21 protein-coding genes are annotated in these 17,617 nt (G+C 42.6%); 6 read left to right on the forward strand and 15 right to left on the reverse strand.

The window, feature by feature from the left end:
* Window positions 1-31: 31 nt before the first annotated feature.
* The 3 genes from glnR to D8836_RS03180 form a co-directional block, all read right to left on the reverse strand.
* Window positions 32-388, reverse strand: coding sequence for a transcriptional repressor GlnR (gene glnR, locus D8836_RS03170; protein WP_000659547.1), 357 nt, complete (start codon window positions 386-388; stop codon window positions 32-34).
* 76 nt (window positions 389-464) lie between these two features.
* Entirely contained in the window at window positions 465-992 is a 528-nt protein-coding gene (locus D8836_RS03175) for an FUSC family protein (protein ID WP_094753599.1), read from the reverse strand.
* 323 nt (window positions 993-1,315) lie between these two features.
* Window positions 1,316-2,515: a phosphoglycerate kinase gene (locus D8836_RS03180; RefSeq protein WP_125393123.1), complete on the reverse strand. Its 1,200-nt coding sequence runs from the start codon at window positions 2,513-2,515 to the stop codon at window positions 1,316-1,318.
* Window positions 2,516-2,754: 239 nt separating this feature from the next.
* Between D8836_RS03180 and D8836_RS03185 the strand changes: the two genes are divergently transcribed.
* The gene (locus D8836_RS03185) at window positions 2,755-4,386 is read left to right on the forward strand and encodes a Na/Pi cotransporter family protein (RefSeq protein ID WP_049499742.1); all 1,632 of its coding nucleotides are present in this window, start codon (window positions 2,755-2,757) and stop codon (window positions 4,384-4,386) included.
* 96 nt (window positions 4,387-4,482) lie between these two features.
* On the opposite strand, the gene D8836_RS03190 is transcribed toward D8836_RS03185, so the two are convergent.
* Together D8836_RS03190 and pepA are read right to left on the reverse strand one after the other, a co-directional pair.
* Complete coding sequence (locus D8836_RS03190; RefSeq protein ID WP_004260989.1) at window positions 4,483-4,779, reverse strand: bacteriocin immunity family protein; 297 nt, start codon at window positions 4,777-4,779, stop codon at window positions 4,483-4,485.
* Between the two features lie 21 nt (window positions 4,780-4,800).
* Window positions 4,801-5,865, reverse strand: coding sequence for a glutamyl aminopeptidase (pepA, locus tag D8836_RS03195; RefSeq protein WP_033684763.1), 1,065 nt, complete (start codon window positions 5,863-5,865; stop codon window positions 4,801-4,803).
* Window positions 5,866-6,158: 293 nt separating this feature from the next.
* On the opposite strand from pepA, the gene galE reads away from it, so the two are divergent.
* The 5 genes from galE to D8836_RS03220 all read left to right on the forward strand — a co-directional run bounded on the left by galE (window position 6,159) and on the right by D8836_RS03220 (window position 11,016).
* The gene (galE, locus tag D8836_RS03200; RefSeq protein ID WP_125393124.1) at window positions 6,159-7,157 is read left to right on the forward strand and encodes a UDP-glucose 4-epimerase GalE; all 999 of its coding nucleotides are present in this window, start codon (window positions 6,159-6,161) and stop codon (window positions 7,155-7,157) included.
* Between the two features lie 143 nt (window positions 7,158-7,300).
* Window positions 7,301-8,260, forward strand: a complete 960-nt coding sequence (locus D8836_RS03205; protein ID WP_185756872.1) for an ABC transporter permease — start codon at window positions 7,301-7,303, stop codon at window positions 8,258-8,260.
* The gene (locus tag D8836_RS03210) at window positions 8,250-9,206 is read left to right on the forward strand and encodes an iron chelate uptake ABC transporter family permease subunit (RefSeq protein WP_125393126.1); all 957 of its coding nucleotides are present in this window, start codon (window positions 8,250-8,252) and stop codon (window positions 9,204-9,206) included. The genes D8836_RS03205 and D8836_RS03210 overlap by 11 nt, the downstream gene beginning before the upstream one ends.
* Window positions 9,203-9,955, forward strand: coding sequence for an iron ABC transporter ATP-binding protein (locus tag D8836_RS03215; RefSeq protein ID WP_125393127.1), 753 nt, complete (start codon window positions 9,203-9,205; stop codon window positions 9,953-9,955). The genes D8836_RS03210 and D8836_RS03215 overlap by 4 nt, the downstream gene beginning before the upstream one ends.
* A 95-nt stretch (window positions 9,956-10,050) precedes the next feature.
* Window positions 10,051-11,016 carry a siderophore ABC transporter substrate-binding protein gene (locus D8836_RS03220; RefSeq protein WP_125393128.1) on the forward strand — a complete coding sequence of 322 codons (966 nt, stop codon included), beginning with the start codon at window positions 10,051-10,053 and terminating at the stop codon, window positions 11,014-11,016.
* A 111-nt stretch (window positions 11,017-11,127) separates the two neighbouring features.
* Here the strand turns inward: D8836_RS03220 and yidD are convergent, their stop codons facing one another.
* The 10 genes from yidD to D8836_RS03270 form a co-directional block, all read right to left on the reverse strand.
* A complete protein-coding gene (gene yidD, locus D8836_RS03225; RefSeq protein ID WP_000821624.1) occupies window positions 11,128-11,370 on the reverse strand; it encodes a membrane protein insertion efficiency factor YidD in 243 nt (80 codons plus the stop codon).
* Window positions 11,370-12,092 (reverse strand): pseudouridine synthase, encoded by a 723-nt coding sequence (locus D8836_RS03230; protein ID WP_001222228.1) that lies wholly within the window; start codon window positions 12,090-12,092, stop codon window positions 11,370-11,372. Before D8836_RS03230 ends, yidD begins: the two co-directional genes overlap by 1 nt.
* Window positions 12,079-12,648, reverse strand: a complete 570-nt coding sequence (gene scpB / locus D8836_RS03235) for an SMC-Scp complex subunit ScpB (protein WP_125393129.1) — start codon at window positions 12,646-12,648, stop codon at window positions 12,079-12,081. Before scpB ends, D8836_RS03230 begins: the two co-directional genes overlap by 14 nt.
* 18 nt (window positions 12,649-12,666) lie before the next feature.
* Window positions 12,667-13,395 carry a segregation/condensation protein A gene (locus tag D8836_RS03240; RefSeq protein WP_125393130.1) on the reverse strand — a complete coding sequence of 243 codons (729 nt, stop codon included), beginning with the start codon at window positions 13,393-13,395 and terminating at the stop codon, window positions 12,667-12,669.
* Window positions 13,395-14,129, reverse strand: a complete 735-nt coding sequence (gene xerD, locus D8836_RS03245; protein ID WP_312023142.1) for a site-specific tyrosine recombinase XerD — start codon at window positions 14,127-14,129, stop codon at window positions 13,395-13,397. Before xerD ends, D8836_RS03240 begins: the two co-directional genes overlap by 1 nt.
* Complete coding sequence (gene cbpB, locus D8836_RS03250; RefSeq protein WP_020903098.1) at window positions 14,126-14,587, reverse strand: cyclic-di-AMP-binding protein CbpB; 462 nt, start codon at window positions 14,585-14,587, stop codon at window positions 14,126-14,128. The genes xerD and cbpB overlap by 4 nt, the downstream gene beginning before the upstream one ends.
* Window positions 14,584-15,105 (reverse strand): metallophosphoesterase, encoded by a 522-nt coding sequence (locus D8836_RS03255; RefSeq protein ID WP_084887508.1) that lies wholly within the window; start codon window positions 15,103-15,105, stop codon window positions 14,584-14,586. The genes cbpB and D8836_RS03255 overlap by 4 nt, the downstream gene beginning before the upstream one ends.
* The gene (locus D8836_RS03260; protein WP_000182419.1) at window positions 15,081-16,052 is read right to left on the reverse strand and encodes a nucleoside-triphosphate diphosphatase; all 972 of its coding nucleotides are present in this window, start codon (window positions 16,050-16,052) and stop codon (window positions 15,081-15,083) included. Before D8836_RS03260 ends, D8836_RS03255 begins: the two co-directional genes overlap by 25 nt.
* Window positions 16,049-16,843 (reverse strand): glutamate racemase, encoded by a 795-nt coding sequence (gene racE, locus D8836_RS03265; protein ID WP_049493675.1) that lies wholly within the window; start codon window positions 16,841-16,843, stop codon window positions 16,049-16,051. The genes D8836_RS03260 and racE overlap by 4 nt, the downstream gene beginning before the upstream one ends.
* 200 nt (window positions 16,844-17,043) lie before the next feature.
* Entirely contained in the window at window positions 17,044-17,292 is a 249-nt protein-coding gene (locus D8836_RS03270; RefSeq protein ID WP_000364990.1) for a YneF family protein, read from the reverse strand.
* Between the last annotated feature and the right edge of the window lie 325 nt (window positions 17,293-17,617).

Consider the following 17,617-nt stretch of genomic DNA (forward strand, 5'->3'; position numbering starts at 1 on the left):
TTCTCCTTAATGTATGACTACTTGCGGTTGCCTAACCGCGACCAAAAGGTGACTGTACTGAAGCAAAGCGACCCTGTTGGAGGAGTTCATTATGAAGTGCACGACGCACCTCAGTCTGACTCACCGCTTTCTTGGATTTCGCTTCACGTTCAGCATATTTTTTCTTAATGGCAGCGATATTATAACCTTCAGAGATATAATCTTTGATTTCAAGCAGACGATCCATGTCATTCAAGGAATACATGCGACGGTTCCCTTCGTTTCGATCAGGCTTAATCAACTCTTGATCTTCATAATAACGAATCTGACGCGCCGATAGATCGGTCAACTTCATAACACTGCCGATAGGAAAAACAGCCATATTTCGGCGAAATTCTTTTTCCTTCATTTACAATTTCCTTCTTTCTGTCTATTATAGTCTAAAAAAAGACAAACGTCAATTGATAATGTTATAAAATGTAACATTATTTTTCTTTTTTCTCTAAAAAGAGCCTAATACGTTCAATATCGTAATTTACGAGAATTGCGACAAAAACTCCCATGAAAGTTTCTGATACACGCGCAAATACGTACAAAATTGTTTCACCACTCGGAATCGATAGGGTAATGATTAACATAGCAGCTACACCACCAATAACCCCTGCTTTGTTATTCATGGCTACATTTGTCATAATGGTTAACATGGTGCAAATCGGAACAACAACTAAGGTTACCCAAAAAGCTTCGTGGAAAAAGGTATTTAATAAGAAGAAGACTAGGGCATAGAGGCCACCGATACTATTTCCTAGAATACGCGAAGTCCCAAAATGGACACTCTTATCAAAACTCTCTCTCAGGCTAAAAACGGCTGTCAAAGCACCAATTTGAAGACCTTTCCAACCAAAAAAGCCAAAAATCAAGAGAACTAGAAAAACAGCAATACCTGTTTTAAAGGTTCGCATACCAAGTTTGAACTGGGATTTATCGAATTTATATTTTTTAAAATAACTCATAATCTCAACTTTCTATTTCCATTTTATCATAAATCGGTGATTTTTATGAGTAATAGTTGAGAGGAAGCGTTTTTATTTTAAGCAAAAGAAAAGAGGAACTTTCATCCCTCTCTTCTTTGACTTGTTTATAAAATCTTATTTTTCTGTCAAGGCTGCAAGTCCTGGAAGAACTTTACCTTCAAGAAGTTCCATTGATGCTCCACCACCGCGTCACAAATACCTACACTAACACAAAAAGGTGACATAGCCACCTTTTTGTTAACGTTTCAGTTTTGTTCCTTTTTCTACAAAATCAGGATTTTGTAGAGACTAACGGGCTGAAATTATTTTTCTGTAAGTGCAGCCAAACCTGGCAATACTTTACCTTCGAGAAGTTCCATTGAAGCACCTCCGCCCGTACTAATCCATGAGAACTTATCTGCACGGCCAAGGTTAATCGCTGCGGCAGCTGAGTCACCACCACCGATGATTGATTTAACGCCTGGTTGTTTCACGATAGCGTCCATCACACCGATTGTTCCAGCTTGGAAGTCTGGGTTTTCAAATACACCCATAGGTCCGTTCCATACAACTGTTTTGGCACCAGTCAAAGCTTCGTCAAATTTAGCGATAGATTTTGGACCGATGTCAAGACCAAGGAAGCCTTCAGAAACTGCTTCACCTTCAGTGTCACGCACTTCAGTGTAACCAGCAAATGCGTTAGCTTCTTTTGAGTCAACTGGCAAGATCAATTTACCGTTTGCTTTTTCAAGAAGAGCTTTCGCAACATCCAATTTGTCTTCTTCTACAAGTGAGTTACCGATTTCGATACCTTGTGCTTTGTAGAATGTGTAAGTCATACCACCACCGATAAGGACTTTATCAGCTTTTTCAAGCAAGTTTTCGATAACACCGATCTTGTCTGAAACTTTTGAACCACCAAGGATAGCCACAAATGGACGTTCTGGAGCTTCAACTGCTTCTTGGATGTAGGCAATTTCGTTTTCAAGAAGGAAACCAGCAACTGCTTTTTCAACGTTTGCTGAGATACCAACGTTAGATGCGTGTGCACGGTGAGCTGTACCGAATGCATCGTTTACGAAGATACCATCTCCAAGTGATGCCCAGTATTTACCAAGTTCAGAATCGTTTTTAGATTCTTTTTTGCCGTCAACATCTTCGTAACGAGTGTTTTCAACCAAGAGAACTTGTCCATCTTCAAGAGCGTTGATAGCTGCTTCCAATTCAGCACCACGAGTGACACCTGGAAGGAAAGCAACTTCTTGACCCAATTTAGCTGCCAAGTCAGCAGCTACAGGAGCAAGTGATTTACCAGCTTTGTCTGTTTCTTCTTTTACACGACCAAGGTGAGAGAAGAGGATAGCACGTCCACCTTGTTCAAGGATGTACTTGATAGTTGGAAGAGCTGCAGTGATACGATTGTCGTTGGTAATCACGCCATCTTTTACAGGTACGTTGAAGTCAACACGAACGAGAACTTTTTTCCCTTTCAATTCAACGTCTTTAACAGTCAATTTTGCCATGTTACAAAAACCCCTTTAATTATTTTATTCGAAACTATTATATCACACTTTGGAAATATAAGGAAAGATTTCACAAGATTTTTCGATATTTAATCTTTGTGGCATGCTAGAGTATATTATTTTTGCTTTTTCTAACGAATTTTCTTTCTAAAATCTTAGCTTAACACTTGTTAGATTTACTTTTATCCTTTAAAATAGAATAGGAGAAATTCCGTTATTATTTTTCGGAGGAAAAAGAAATGTCCATTAATTGGCAGGAAATTTTATTTCACTTTTTAGGTGGTCTGGGACTATTCTTATATAGTATCAAGACCATGGGAGACGGTTTGCAACAAGCTGCTGGAGATCGCCTTCGTTTTTACATTGACAAGTACACTAGCAATCCGTTCTTCGGTGTGCTAGTTGGTATCGGTATGACGGCGCTAATTCAGTCAAGTTCTGGGGTCACAGTCATTACAGTGGGGCTAGTCAGCGCAGGACTTTTGACCTTGCGTCAAGCTATCGGTATTGTCATGGGTGCCAATATTGGAACTACCGTTACATCCTTTATCATCGGTTTTAAGCTAGGAGATTACGCCTTACCAATGCTTTTCATCGGAGCGATTTGTCTCTTCTTCACCAAGAATCGCTCTATCAATAACATCGGACGTATCATTTTTGGTGTAGGTGGTATCTTCTTCGCTCTCAATCTTATGAGCGGTGCAATGGAACCTCTAAAAGACCTGCAAGTCTTTAGAGACTATATGGTTGAACTAAGTAAGAGTCCTATTCTAGGTGTCTTTGTCGGAACTGGACTAACCCTACTCATTCAAGCTTCTTCCGCAACTATCGGTATCCTACAGAATCTTTACGCAAGTGGTTTGATTGATCTACAAGGTGCCCTACCAGTCTTGTTTGGTGATAATATCGGAACGACCATTACAGCTATTATTGCTTCTCTTGGAGCCAATATCGCTGCCAAACGTGTTGCTGGTGCCCATGTCGCCTTTAACGTGATTGGTACGGTTATCTGTATTGTCTTCCTTGTACCTTTCACTGGCTTGATTCAATGGTTTGAATCTACACTCAATCTGGCTCCAGAAATGACTATTGCCTTCGCCCACGGAACCTTTAATATCACAAATACTATTATCCAATTTCCATTCATCGGAGCCTTGGCCTACTTTGTAACCAAGCTCATCCCTGGTGAAGATGAAGTTGTCAAGTACGAGCCACTTTATCTTGATGAGCATTTGATTAAACAAGCTCCATCAATCGCTCTCGGAAATGCCAAAAAAGAACTCCTTCACTTGGGAAATTATGCTTCTAAAGCCTTTGACCTTTCATACAACTACATCATTGACCTCAATGAAAAGGTTGCTGAAAAAGGCCACAAGACAGAAGAAGCCATCAATACCATTGATGAAAAATTGACTCGCTATCTTATTACTCTTTCAAGCGAAGCTCTTAGCCAGAAAGAAAGTGAAGTGCTCACCAACATCCTGGATTCATCCCGTGATTTGGAACGGATTGGGGATCACGCTGAAGCACTAATCAATCTGACTGACTACCTTCAACGTAAAAATGTCGAGTTCTCTGAAGCTGCTTTACAGGAATTGGCTGATATCTATCAAAAAACCACTGGCTTTATCAAGGATGCCCTTGATAGCGTGGAAAACAATGATATTGAAAAAGCTCAAAGTCTGATTGAACGCCATAAAGAAATCAACAATATGGAACGTGTTCTCAGAAAGACCCATATCAAACGCCTCAACAAGGGCGAGTGTTCAACACAAGCTGGGGTCAACTTTATCGACATCATTTCCCACTACACTCGTGTGTCTGATCACGCTATGAATCTAGCTGAAAAGGTCATCGCTGAACAAATCTAAGAACCAAGAAGCTATCCTAAATGGGATGGCTTTTTCTTCTCCTAATCAAGAATTGCTCTTCTACCATATAGAAAAATGCTTTGATTCACAATGGAATCAAAGCATTTTAAAGAGCTCCCCGTACATAAGCGCAGAAGCTGCAGTTCCCCTGTACTTGGCTTCTTCTCTTTTGATAAAGCGAGCCAAGTTGAGCAACTCAGGTGCCGGATGTTTGGGATTTAGGAGCAATTCACGATTGACCAGGCCTGAGAGACGAACTGCCAGCAATTGCTCATTTGTAGTAGGCAGTTTTTTAGCAGTCTCTAGGAGAGCAGCAACTAAATCTTCACTCAAATCATGTCGAGCATGATTGTAAAGATCTTTCACAAGGCTTTCTAGGTTTGGTTCTACCATCCCTACCACCTCCCTTATGGTTTAATAATTTTTAATCAAATCAACTGTTGAACGATCCAATTTCTTCACCAAGGCTTGTAAGAAAGCTTGAGCTTCTAGGAAGTCATCCATAGCATAGAGGGTTTGGTGAGAGTGGATATAACGAGCGCAGACACCGATAGTTGTAGATGGGACACCACCATTTTTCAGATGAGCTGCGCCAGCGTCTGTTCCGCCTTTACCACAGTAGTATTGATACTTGATTCCAGCTTCTTCAGCAGTTGTCAAAAGGAAATCCTTCATACCTGGGAGAAGCAAGTGACCTGGATCATAGAAACGAATCAAGGTTCCATCTCCAATCTTACCTTGACCACCGTAGACATCACCAGCTGGTGAACAGTCAACTGCGAGGAAGACTTCTGGGTCAAACTTAGTTGTAGATGTATGAGCACCACGAAGACCAACCTCTTCTTGGACGTTAGAGCCAAGATAGAGTTCATTCCCGAGTTTTTGACCTGACAGAGCTTCCGCCAACTCGCTAACCATAAGAACACCGTAGCGGTTGTCCCAAGCTTTTGAGATGATATTTTTTTCATTGGCTGTCAAGATTGCAGAACTATCTGGAACAATGGTGTCGCCAGGACGGATGCCAAAGCTTTCTGCCTCAGCCTTATCCGCAAAACCACCATCAAAGACGATATCTGCAATAGCAGGCATGGTTGGTCCGCCCTTACCACGAGTCAAATGTGGCGGAACAGATCCTGAAATCACAGGAATTTCATGACCATCACGAGTCAAGAGTTTGAAACGTTGGCTGCTAACCACCATGGGGTTCCAGCCACCGATTTCTACGACACGGAAGGTACCGTCTGGCTTAATCTCGCTGACCATAAAACCAACTTCGTCCATATGAGAAGCGACCAAGACGCGCGGTGCATCTGCAGCTTCTGAATGTTTAATCCCGAAAATACCACCCAAACCATCTGTCACCACTTCATCCACGTGCGGTGTCAACTTTTCACGAAGATAAGCACGGACAGGTGCTTCATGACCTGAGACCGCAGCAAGTTCTGTTACTTCTTTGATTTTTGAAAATAATGTTGTCATTTCAGTTCCTTCTTTCTTTCATCCATTTTACCACTTTTTATAGGAGAAGGATAGCGGGAAGGTGGATTTCTAAATTAGTATCTTAGTCTTACTGTATCTTAGAAAAAGCTTGTATTTTCTTGCATGTGAGGTGAAATCTAAGAACTATTCCAAGACCAATCAAACTATTAATTCCCAAACAAAAAAATAATTCAATGATATATTTTTTACATTTTCACGAAAATTACAGAAAACGGTTGACTTCGCCTTCTTATTTCTTTAAAATAGTAGAAAACTAGGAAAAGGAAAAAATCATGACCAAAACAATTCTTGTTACAGGTGGAGCTGGCTACATTGGCTCCCATACCGTTAAAGCTCTTTTAAATGCTGGCTATCAGGTACATGTTCTAGATAATCTCTCTACAGGAAATCGTTCGGCTGTAGATAGTCGTGTTAGCTTTAAACAACTGGATGTTTATGATGCTAGTGCCCTAAAAGCTTACTTGGAAGAAAACAAGATTGACGCTGTTCTGCATTGTGCGGGTGAGATTGTTGTGAGCGAAAGTATTGAAAATCCAAGTAAATACTTCACTGCCAATGTTGCTGGTATGAACCAAGTTCTCAAAGTCTTATCTGAAGTTGGCATTCAAAAAATCATGTTCTCTTCTACTGCATCCCTCTATGGTAATAACTGTATTGACAAGCCAGCAACTGAAGATACCCTGCTCGATCCTGTCAATCCTTATGCAGAGACAAAACTGATGGGCGAACGAATGATTTACTGGATGGCTAATCGCTACGACTGGAAATATGTCATTTTCCGTTACTTTAATGTTGCTGGGGCTGAAATGGATGCTTCAAACGGCCTGCGTGTGAAAAATCCAACTCACATCATTCCCAATATCAACAAAACCGCATTGGGACAAAATGATAGCCTGAAAATATTTGGAGATGACTACGATACACGTGATGGTTCATGTATTCGGGATTACATTCATGTCTTGGACCTTGCACAGGCTCATGTTAGAGGAATGAACTACCTATTTCAAGAAGACAGTTCTTCTCAAATCTTTAACTTGGGAACTGAAAAAGGCTATACCGTCAAAGAAATCTTTAAAACTGCTGAAGAATTACTGAATCAAAAAATACCACACGAAATTGTTGCTCGCCGTGCTGGTGACCCAGCCAGCGTCCTAGCAGACGCATCAAAAGCTAAAAAATATCTTGATTGGAAGGCTAGCTACTCCCTCGAAGATATTATTTTATCAGATTATCGTTGGCGTGTTAAAGAAGGCAAAAACATTTTAGAATAGGAGAACAGAGGAGAAGGTCCTGGTACTCTCTCCTTGTTTTATTCATTAAATTGTCAGAAAATTTATTGACAGATTAAAGAAATCGTGTTACAGTAATATCCGCAGGTATCTTTCGATACCAAATCTACATAAAAGGATGGGGTATGAAACTTTCTCATTATTTAATTGGCTTACTTCTACTCCTAGTCTTTCTCTCTATTAGCATTGGGACCAGTGATTTTTCTTGGGGAAAGCTTTTTGCTCTGGATCATGAAACTTGGCTCCTCTTTCAAGAGTCACGCCTTCCAAGAACGATTAGTATTCTCCTAACTGCCTCTAGTATGAGTATGGCAGGGCTCCTCATGCAAACCATCACCCAAAATCAGTTTGCTGCTCCGAGTACAGTTGGGACCACTGAAGCCGCTAAACTAGGAATGGTATTGAGCCTCTTTGTCTTTCCGTCGGCTAGTCTGACCCAAAAGATGCTCTTCGCTTTTGTTTCATCCATCGTATTTACTCTCTTCTTCCTAGCCTTTATGACCATTTTTACCGTAAAGGAAAGGTGGATGTTGCCTTTGATTGGGATCATCTATAGCGGGATTATCGGTTCTGTGACAGAAGTTATCGCCTACCGTTTCAATCTGGTTCAGAGTATGACAGCTTGGACCCAGGGCTCCTTCTCCATGATTCAGACTCATCAGTATGAATGGCTCTTTTTAGGCCTCATTATCCTGATAGCCGTTTGGAAATTATCCCAAACCTTTACCATCATGAATCTGGGCAAGGAAGCCAGTGAGAGTTTGGGGATTTCCTACTCCCTACTTGAAAAACTGGCTCTCTTTTTGGTAGCACTAACGACTAGCGTCACCATGATTACCGTGGGTGGCTTGCCTTTCCTCGGAGTTATTGTTCCCAATCTTGTTCGCAAGCACTATGGAGATAATCTAAGTCAAACCAAACTCATGGTCGCACTTGTCGGTACCAATCTGGTCCTAGCCTGCGACATCCTCTCTCGAATCTTGATTAGGCCCTATGAGCTGTCTGTCAGTCTCTTGCTAGGAATCATCGGTAGCCTCGTCTTTATCCTACTTCTCTGGAGAGGGGGACGAAAAGATGCAGTTTAAAAGTAAACATACCAAACTCTTCTGCCTTCTCATTATTCTGGCCATCGGAGCTTGTCTCCTCTATTTTTGGCCCATCGCTCACTTGTCAGCCTTTGCTTGGAAGTTGCGTTCCCAAAAGATCATCGTTTATCTCTTGGTAGCTATCGCGACTGGGATTTCGACCATTAGTTTTCAAACCTTGACGGAAAATCGTTTCCTGACGCCAAGTATTTTAGGAATCGAATCCTTCTACGTCCTACTACAAACCCTACTACTGGTTTTTGAAAGTAAGTTTCTTCAACTCGGGAAGTCTCCCATCTTAGAATTCCTAGTTTTGCTTCTGCTTCAATCCCTCTTCTTTCTTGCCTTACAAGGCTACTTGAAGACACTGATGAAACAAGACCTTGTCTTCATTTTGTTGATCTGTCTAGCCCTCGGAAGTCTCTTTCGAAATATCAGTACCTTCCTCCAAGTCCTGATGGATCCAAACGAATATGATAAACTGCAAAACAGTCTCTTTGCTTCCTTTCAACATCTTAACACTTCCATCCTAGTCATCGGCTCTTTGATTATCCTTGCTTTGACAATCTTTTTCTTTCGAAAAGCAGTCATTCTGGATGTCTTGCACCTGCAAAGAGAAACGGCTCAGATATTGGGGCTCAATGTTGAAAAAGAACAGAGAGAACTCCTCTGGGGTATCGTGCTTTTGACCTCAACGGCCACTGCCTTGGTAGGGCCTATGGCCTTCTTCGGCTTTATGCTGGCTAACCTCACCTACCTGATTGTCAAAGACTATCGGCACAAGCTACTCTTTATCGTAGCCATTCTGGTCGGATTTATCAGTTTGACCTTGGGGCAGGCCCTGATTGAACGAGTCTTTGCACTGGAAATTCGCATCAGTATGATCATCGAGAGTGTAGGTGGCTTCTTATTCTTTATCTTACTTTATAGGAGGGCGCGTCAGTGAAACTGGAAAACATTGACAAATCCATTCAAAAACAGGATATTTTGCAAGGCATTTCGCTTGAAGTCAGTCCTCAGAAACTGACAGCCTTTATCGGTCCAAATGGTGCTGGAAAATCGACTCTCCTCTCCATCATGAGCAGACTGACCAAGAAAGATCAGGGAATTCTCAGTATCAAAGGCCGTGAAATCGAAAGCTGGAATTCCCAAGAACTAGCCAAAGAACTGACTATCCTAAAGCAGAAGATCAATTACCAGGCCAAATTAACCGTTGAAGAACTGGTCAGTTTTGGACGTTTTCCCTACAGTAGAGGACGTCTGAGAGCAGAAGACTGGGAAAAAATCCAAGAAACTCTGGACTATCTGGAACTGACCAACTTAAAAGACCGCTACATCGATAGCCTGTCTGGAGGCCAGCTCCAACGGGTCTTTATCGCTATGGTACTGGCCCAGGATACAGACTTTATCTTGCTGGACGAACCACTCAACAATCTCGATATCAAGCAAAGTGTCAGTATGATGCAGATTCTCAAGCGACTGGTGGAAGAACTCGGTAAGACCATTATCATCGTTCTCCACGATATCAACATAGCCAGCCAGTATGCGGATGAAATTGTCGCCTTCAAGGACGGTCAAGTCTTTAGCAAGGGAAGGACAGATCAAATCATGCAGGCTGACCTGCTCAGTCAACTTTATGAGATTCCCATCACGCTAGCTGATATCAATGGCAAAAAGATCTGTATCTATAGCTAGTAACATAGAAGCTCAAGTTAGAGAACCTTCAATCTCTTAGTCAATAAGACCAAGAGACTCCCTAAATCGTTATCACATTTTAAAAAGGAGAAATCATGAAAACATCCCTTAAATTTTATCTCACTGCCCTAGCGGCTAGCTTCTTGCTCCTACTTGGTGCATGTAGTATAAACTCAAGCACTAGTAAGACGGAGTCAAGTAGCTCTGCTCCAACAGAGGTAACCATTAAAAGTTCACTAGGTGTAGTCACACTTTCAAAAGTCCCTGAAAAGATTGTGACCTTTGACCTCGGTGCTGCGGATACTATTCGCGCTTTAGGTTTTGAAAAGAATATCGTCGGAATGCCTACAAAAACTGTTCCGACTTATCTTAAAGACCTAGCTGGAAAAGTTAACAATGTTGGTTCTATGGTTGAGCCAGACCTAGAAGCCCTTGCTGCTCTTGAACCAGACCTAATTATCGCTTCACCACGTACCCAAAAATTCGTAGATAAGTTCAACGAAATCGCTCCGACTGTTCTCTTCCAAGCAGGCAAAGATGACTACTGGACTTCAACTAAGACCAACATTGAGTTCTTAGCAGGCGCCTTTGGTGAAACTAGTACACAGAAAGCCAAGGAAGAATTGGCTAAGCTAGACAAGAGCATCCAAGAAGTCGCTACTAAAAATGAAAGCTCTGACAAAAAAGCCCTTGCTATCCTCCTCAATGAAGGAAAAATGGCTGCCTTTGGTGCCCAATCTCGTTTCTCTTTCTTGTACCAAACCTTGAAATTCAAGCCAACTGATACAAAATTTGAAGACTCACGCCACGGACAAGAAGTCAGCTTTGAAAGTGTCAAAGAAATCAATCCTGACATCCTCTTTGTTATCAACCGTACCCTTGCCATCGGTGGTGACAACTCAAGCAACGATGGCGTCCTAGAAAATGCCCTTATCGCTGAAACACCTGCCGCTAAAAATGGTAAGATTATCCAACTAACACCAGACCTATGGTATCTAAGCGGAGGCGGACTTGAATCAACCAAACTCATGATTGAAGACGCACAAAAAGCCTTGAAATAAGCAACTTCAAACTCAACTAACATCTTTACATGATAAAACGCATCCTATCGAGATCACTCAAACCTGACAGGATGCGTTTTTATCATTTCACTAAAATACTTTTACCCAGCCTCATTTTTCTTCTTGATTCCGTTTAAGGGAAAAATGGTCTGGGACGGGGTCCTTACCTGTTTTCGACCAGGGATGGCAACGTAAAATCCGAGCCAAGCCCATCAAAACACCCTTGAAGCCATGTTTTTCAATAGCCTGAATCATATAGTTTGAGCAGGTAGGCTCAAAACGACAAGAGGGGGGAAAGGCTGGCGAGATAAACCGTTGGTAAAAGCGCACAGGCGCTATTAAGATTCGTTTCATTATTTCTTGGTTACAGCCATGGTATGTAGTTGGCTGATTTCTTTTTTATTAAGGCGACGAGATTCTCCCGGACGAAGTCCTGTCAAGTCTAGATGTCCGAAACGAGTCCGTGATAACTTATCTACTTGGAGACCGACAGCTTCAAACATCTTTTTAACCTGGTGGTTACGCCCTTCATGGATAGTCAACTGCACCACAGAGCGGTTTTTGACTGGATCCACTTTGAGAATCTCATAGACAGCCGGCTTGGTTTTCTTACCATCAATCTCAAGTCCACGGGTCAAGGGGCGGAGATTATCCTTATTGGCCACACCTTTAACACGCGCGACATAAACCTTGTCAATCTCATTACGTGGGTGAATCATCTCGTCTGTAAAATCCCCGTCATTGGTCAAAATCAAGACACCTGATGTGTCCCAGTCCAAACGACCTACAGGGTAGATACGCTCCTTCACGTTGGGCAAGAGGTCAACAACCGTCTTGCGGCCCTTGTCATCTGTCACACTGGAAATCACACCGCGTGGTTTGTTAAGCAGATAATAGACCTTTTCTTCATTGTAAATAGGTTGACCTTCAACTTCGACCTTGTCGCCGGACTTGATGGTCGTTGCTAGTTCACGTACCACTTGGCCGTTAACCGTCACCAAACCTTGCTTGATCAGCTCTTCTGCTTTTCTCCTACTGGCCACACCTGCGTGGGCAATATACTTATTGATTCTCATCTTCTTCTATCCTTTCACCAAATAATTGGCTTTCTTGGGCTTGAATCTCAAGCTCATCAATCACTGGTAATTCTTCCAAATGATTTATCCCCATGTAATCTAGGAAATAATCTGTAGTCACATAGAGCTTGGGGCGACCCAACACTTCTTTTTTCCCGTCTTCTCGTATCAAGTCAAAGGCCTGCAACTTTGCCAAAGCCCCACTCGAGTTGACACCACGAATGGCATCAATCTCTATCCGTGTGATGGGTTGCTTGTAGGCAACGATAGACAAGGTCTCAAGGGCAGCCCGAGATAAACTCTGGTTGATAGGTGCCTTAGAGTATTCCTTCAAAATCTCTGAAAACTGAGGCTTGGTCACTAATCTATAAGCGCCCCCTGTCTCAATCAGAGCCAAACTGGAATCTGGGTCCTTTTCATACTTCTGGGCTAATTTTTCTACACTCTGTTGGATGCCTGCTGGTGGCAGAGAGAGGAGTTCAGCTAACTGGCGGACCCTAATCCCATCTTCCCCCGCTACAAACAAGAGTGCTTCTATTTTTGCTAAAGTACTCATCTTTCCTCTCTATCAAGTCTAGCTTTGTGCCACTTGACTTTCTTCCTTCTTTTCCATGAGATAGATATCTCCGAAACTCTCCTCTTGCACGAGGATCAGCTCCTGGGTTTTGATTAACTCCAAAGTTGCCAAAAAGAGGGTGATGACCTCTTGGAGATTCTGGGCTTCCCTGAACAAATCCTGCAAGCGCAATTGATCTCGTCCAGCCAAGGACTCTTTCACGATGACCATCATGTCCTCAATCTTATACTCATCCCGCAAGATAGTCGTGTGATTCTGTGCAAACTCCTCTTTTTTCTTGGCTAGGATATTTGAAAAAGCCAAAAAGAGGTCAATGGTCGTCTTGTCATGCACAAGCTCCGCATCTTCGTAAATCAACTCTGTCGGCGCTTTGGAATAGTGCTGGGCCCGTTCTTGGTGCTTGGCTTCCAAGTGCTCCCCCAAGAGCTTGAACTTGCGGTATTCTTCGATTTGAGAGAGAAGATCCTGCTCCAGGTCATCCTCCAAGTCTGTCACTTCTGCCACCTTCGGAAGAAGCTTGCGGCTCTTGATCAGCATGAGCTGACTGGCCATGACCATGTACTCGCCCGTCACTTCCAGACGCATGGCCTGCAGGGTTGAGACATAAGCTAGATACTGTTCGATGACTTCTGTGATGGGCACATCGTAGATATCCATCTGGTACTTAGAAACCAGGTGCAAAAGCAAGTCCAGGGGCCCTTCAAAATCTTTTAATTTAATATCCATTATCTATATTTTTCTAAGGTCAGGACTGTTTTTAATCCTAATTTTTTTGCAATTTCGTACAAATCGACCTTGTTTTCTATTTGTCTTAGAATGAACTGTTCTCGTAGGGCTTGAGCTGATAAGGCTGGAAAACCTTTCTCCTTGACAAAGGATTCTAGCTGACGAAAGGCCCACTGACGAGAATAGGCTTTCCCTCTCCTTTCAAAGAGATAGGTCTGACCCATCAAGGGTTCCAATTCTGAAAGCAAGGTCGTGGGAATGGTGACAATCCTCTGTTGGAAAGCCTTCTTGATTCGCAACACCTGAAAGTCCAGATTGATGTCTGCAACCTTAAGGGCTAAAATCTCACTCGGTAAGAGCCCCATTTCTAGGATTAAGAGCGCTAGCAAGCGACCCTCTGCATAGTCACTTTCTTGCCAAAAAGAGTCTAGGTTTAACAGCTCTGGTTTTGCCGTCTTCTTTTCAGCTTGTTTGGCTAATTCCAAACGATAAAAGCTATCCACTTCTCCTTTTTGATAGAGAAAGTAGAGAAATTGGTTACAGGCCGAAATCTTTCGTTTCTGGGCGCTGATCTTTAGATTGGCTAGCTGGGCTTGGTAAATCTTGAGACTAGTCTCAGAAATCCGCTCGCCTACAATGTCTAAAAATTGCTCCAAATCATACTTATAGGACTGCTTGGAATTGACAGACAAGCCCTGCTTTTCTTCTAAAAAGGCTGAAATCCTATCTCTCATTTGCATCGAATCTCATATTCCTTACTAAAGTCATGCAAGAGGGCATTCACTGCCTTGAGGATAGACTTACGCGTGATAATCCCTTGGAAAATACCAGACGCATCCACAACCGGCAAGAAGGACTCATCTACCAGCTTGTGCAAGACCTCCGTAATGGTAAAATCAGGCGAGACGACCGCTACGTCCGTTCTCGTCATATGAACGATATCCGTATCTGCCATGATTTCTTGACTCAAGTCATGCTCCATCTGATAAGCCATAATATCTCTGAGCCCAATCGTCCCAACAAACTGTTTTTCATCTGTCACAACAGGAACACGAGTATAGGTCATCTGACTGAGCAAGAGGGTCGCGTGATCCGCATTGTGAGTATCAATCAACACAGCTAGATTTTTAGCAGGAGTCAAAAAAGTTTCTTCTTGCCCCAACAAGAAAGTCTCAAACTCCTTGGCAATCATCGGCTAAACTCCTTGGACAAGCCCGGATACACCTCATGCTCTCGTGTCAAAAAGTCCACTTTGAAATAACTGTCATCAATCTCCACACGAGCATAGAGACATTCTCTGATGGTCCCACGTGGTTGACTGATGGAACCTGGATTTAGAAAGAGGGTCTTGCCTTCCATCCAAGCATTTGGTACATGCAAGTGACCATAGAGGCAGATATCGGCCTCTTCCTCCTGAGCCCAGTAGTCCAACTTTTGAAAATTGAAATTAATGTCAAACAAGTGACCATGGGTTTGGATAATCTTGGTCGAACCAAGCTCCGTCACCAAACGTTCTGGGTAGCCGGCGTAGAAGTCCATGTTCCCTTTAACAACACGGATGCCTTCCCAAAGGGGAGAATCAGGACGCAGTTCAGAATCGCCGTTATGAAAAACGGCATCAACTTTGCCCACATAGCGATCACGGATTTCTTCCACAATCAAGCTATCGCCATGAGAATCGCTCATTACAATGATGGTTTGCTTTGCCATGATGGAAATACCTCCAAAAGTTTCTTAACGGCTAAGGCACGGTGAGATTGACTATTTTTTTCTTCAAGGGTTAATTCAGCTGAGGACTTGCCTGTCTCTCCCACGAGGAAGAGTGGGTCATAGCCGAAGCCATTTTCACCCTTAGGTTCAAAGTTAATATAGCCTGGCCAGTCAGCTTCAACAACCAAACTTTCCTTGTTTGGACTGGCCACGACTAGGGTTGTATGGAATTGAGCCGAGCGGTCCTTGAGTTCAAAGACCATGGCCAATTCGTGCAAGAGTTTGGCATTGTTTTCACGGTCAGTAGCTCCCACACCTGCGAAACGAGCTGACCAGACACCTGGCAAGCCACCAAGGACATCGACTTTGAGACCTGAGTCATCTGCCAAAACCATCTTGCCCGTTAATTGAGAAATGGTTTCTGCCTTGAGACGGGCATTTTCTTCGAAGGTCATGCCTGTTTCAGCTACTTCAGGCAGGTCAGGATAGTCATTGAGATTTTCCACATCGTAGCCTAACTTATCAAAGATAGCTCGGAACTCTTTGGTCTTGCCTTCGTTTCGAGTCGCAATCAATAAGGTTTCTCTGACCTTGCTTGTCTCAAAGAAATCATGAACATTGACCCCTTCTTTAGGCAATGCTACATGCAGGAGTTGCCCATTTTCAATCAAAAGAAAAGCTCCCTGACGTTGGATGACTTCCAGATTTCGTCCCATTTCTTGGTTGAGGATATCTACCACAAAAGACAATAAACGGTAGAGGGAACCATAGCGTAAAACAATCACAGAAATAGGAAAACCTTGTTCCTCATCTCGAAATCTTTGGGCAAACTCAAATAGAGGAAAATCCAAGTCTTCATCAGTCAATGTCCGGACACCACCAAAAATACTATATGAGCCGACATACCAGTCCTGGTCATCCTTATATTCATAAATTTTATTTGTCATAATTCTACATGCTCCACATAAATCTCTTTTTCCAGCCATTCTTCACCAATTTGTGCAAAACTTTGGCTGCTGGCTGTTGTGTAAAAACGGTGATGGAGTGGTCCGGCATCGCGACCACGATTGATTTCAAAATAATTAAGTAAGACTGAGATATCCCGTACGCACTCTGCCCCACTATCGATGAGCTGAACCTTGGGTCCCATGACATTTTGAATAATGGGTCTGAGGAGTGGATAATGGGTACAACCCAAAATCAGGCTATCCACCTTTCCAACCAAGGGACGTAGGGTTTCATAAACTACTTTCTTAGTGACACTGGTTGACAGAGCCCCAGACTCCACCAAGGGAGCAAACTTGGGACAGGCCAAACTCTCCACCTGTAAGTCCGGATCCAGATCATTGATTTTCTGTCGGTAGATGTCAGATTGTACCGTCATAGGCGTTCCAATGACTCCGATTTTCCCACCTTGGCTGGACTTGATGGCTGCCGAAGCTCCTGGCAAAATTACACCTAGGACAGGAATATCTAGTTGAGCCTTGATTTCTTCCCAGACGACCGCAGTCGCTGTATTACAAGCAATGACAATCATTTTGACATCCTTGGTCAAAAGAAAGTTGACCAACTGCCAAGTATATTCACGAATTTGCTCAGCAGGACGGGGCCCGTAAGGCGCGCGTGCCGAATCTCCAATATAGACGATTTCTTCATGGGGAAGTTGGCGCATGAGCTCGCGCACAACGGTCAAGCCCCCGACACCCGAATCCAAAAAACCAATTGGTCGATTATCCATACAGTCTTCTTTCTAGTCTTTTTTCTGATTGATAGTTCATTATGATTACTTGTCTTTATGAACTGAAGAACAACTTCATCAACAACTATCTCTCTTAATCATAATCAAATATCAATAGAATGCAAGGAAAAAGTCTCATCCCTAAAACCATAGCCAACATAGTGAGAAGTCTGGAACTTTCATCCCAGACTTTTCCTTATTTATTTTTTCTTTTTATTGTTAGCAAGGGCTGCCTTTTGTTGGCGGATGATTTGGTGGTAAACTTGTTGTACCTTAGCTTCGCTTGGTTTTTGACCATTTGCACTCAAAAGAGTACGAACTGCTTCAGCATTCAAACGTGGGTTGTCAGCGAATTCTTTTTCAATTTGCTTACGAACCAAGTACATTCCTCCAAGAGCTCCTCCTAGAAAAGCTAGCACAATCAATACAATTGCTAAAAGTAAATCCATCATTTTTCTCCTGTTTCTTTTTGAGTCTCTTTCATTATACCACAAACTAGCCACCCTGACTAGTTTGTTTTACGCTTTCAGGGATGGAATAAATAGCAAAAAGAACCCTGCTTTTCTGCAAAAGAGGGCTCCTTACTGAGTTTATACTCAATGAAAATCAAAGAGTAAACTAGGACGCTAGCCGCAGGTTGCTCAAAACACTGTTTTGAGGTTGCAGATAGAGCTGACACGGTTTGAAGAGATTTTCGAAGAGTATTAATTTCATATTTCTGCCTATCCATTTATACTAATAAAAGACTGAGACACCAGATCTCAGCCTTTTTCT

It is taken from the genome of Streptococcus mitis (genome assembly GCF_003942995.1).
In the GTDB taxonomy this organism is placed as follows: Bacteria; Bacillota; Bacilli; order Lactobacillales; family Streptococcaceae; genus Streptococcus; species Streptococcus mitis_CV.

Excerpts from the sequence above, each read along its gene's own strand:
- glnR (WP_000659547.1), bottom strand. The coding sequence starts at position 388 with ATGAAGGAAAAAGAATTTCGCCGAAATATGGCTGTTTTTCCTATCGGC.
- D8836_RS03175 (WP_094753599.1), bottom strand. The coding sequence starts at position 992 with ATGAGTTATTTTAAAAAATATAAATTCGATAAATCCCAGTTCAAACTT.
- D8836_RS03180 (WP_125393123.1), bottom strand. The coding sequence starts at position 2,515 with ATGGCAAAATTGACTGTTAAAGACGTTGAATTGAAAGGGAAAAAAGTT.
- D8836_RS03185 (WP_049499742.1), top strand. The coding sequence starts at position 2,755 with ATGTCCATTAATTGGCAGGAAATTTTATTTCACTTTTTAGGTGGTCTG.
- D8836_RS03190 (WP_004260989.1), bottom strand. The coding sequence starts at position 4,779 with ATGGTAGAACCAAACCTAGAAAGCCTTGTGAAAGATCTTTACAATCAT.
- pepA (WP_033684763.1), bottom strand. The coding sequence starts at position 5,865 with ATGACAACATTATTTTCAAAAATCAAAGAAGTAACAGAACTTGCTGCG.
- galE (WP_125393124.1), top strand. The coding sequence starts at position 6,159 with ATGACCAAAACAATTCTTGTTACAGGTGGAGCTGGCTACATTGGCTCC.
- D8836_RS03205 (WP_185756872.1), top strand. The coding sequence starts at position 7,301 with ATGAAACTTTCTCATTATTTAATTGGCTTACTTCTACTCCTAGTCTTT.
- D8836_RS03210 (WP_125393126.1), top strand. The coding sequence starts at position 8,250 with ATGCAGTTTAAAAGTAAACATACCAAACTCTTCTGCCTTCTCATTATT.
- D8836_RS03220 (WP_125393128.1), top strand. The coding sequence starts at position 10,051 with ATGAAAACATCCCTTAAATTTTATCTCACTGCCCTAGCGGCTAGCTTC.
- yidD (WP_000821624.1), bottom strand. The coding sequence starts at position 11,370 with ATGAAACGAATCTTAATAGCGCCTGTGCGCTTTTACCAACGGTTTATC.
- D8836_RS03230 (WP_001222228.1), bottom strand. The coding sequence starts at position 12,092 with ATGAGAATCAATAAGTATATTGCCCACGCAGGTGTGGCCAGTAGGAGA.
- scpB (WP_125393129.1), bottom strand. The coding sequence starts at position 12,648 with ATGAGTACTTTAGCAAAAATAGAAGCACTCTTGTTTGTAGCGGGGGAA.
- D8836_RS03240 (WP_125393130.1), bottom strand. The coding sequence starts at position 13,395 with ATGGATATTAAATTAAAAGATTTTGAAGGGCCCCTGGACTTGCTTTTG.
- xerD (WP_312023142.1), bottom strand. The coding sequence starts at position 14,129 with ATGAGAGATAGGATTTCAGCCTTTTTAGAAGAAAAGCAGGGCTTGTCT.
- cbpB (WP_020903098.1), bottom strand. The coding sequence starts at position 14,587 with ATGATTGCCAAGGAGTTTGAGACTTTCTTGTTGGGGCAAGAAGAAACT.
- D8836_RS03255 (WP_084887508.1), bottom strand. The coding sequence starts at position 15,105 with ATGGCAAAGCAAACCATCATTGTAATGAGCGATTCTCATGGCGATAGC.
- D8836_RS03260 (WP_000182419.1), bottom strand. The coding sequence starts at position 16,052 with ATGACAAATAAAATTTATGAATATAAGGATGACCAGGACTGGTATGTC.
- racE (WP_049493675.1), bottom strand. The coding sequence starts at position 16,843 with ATGGATAATCGACCAATTGGTTTTTTGGATTCGGGTGTCGGGGGCTTG.
- D8836_RS03270 (WP_000364990.1), bottom strand. The coding sequence starts at position 17,292 with ATGGATTTACTTTTAGCAATTGTATTGATTGTGCTAGCTTTTCTAGGA.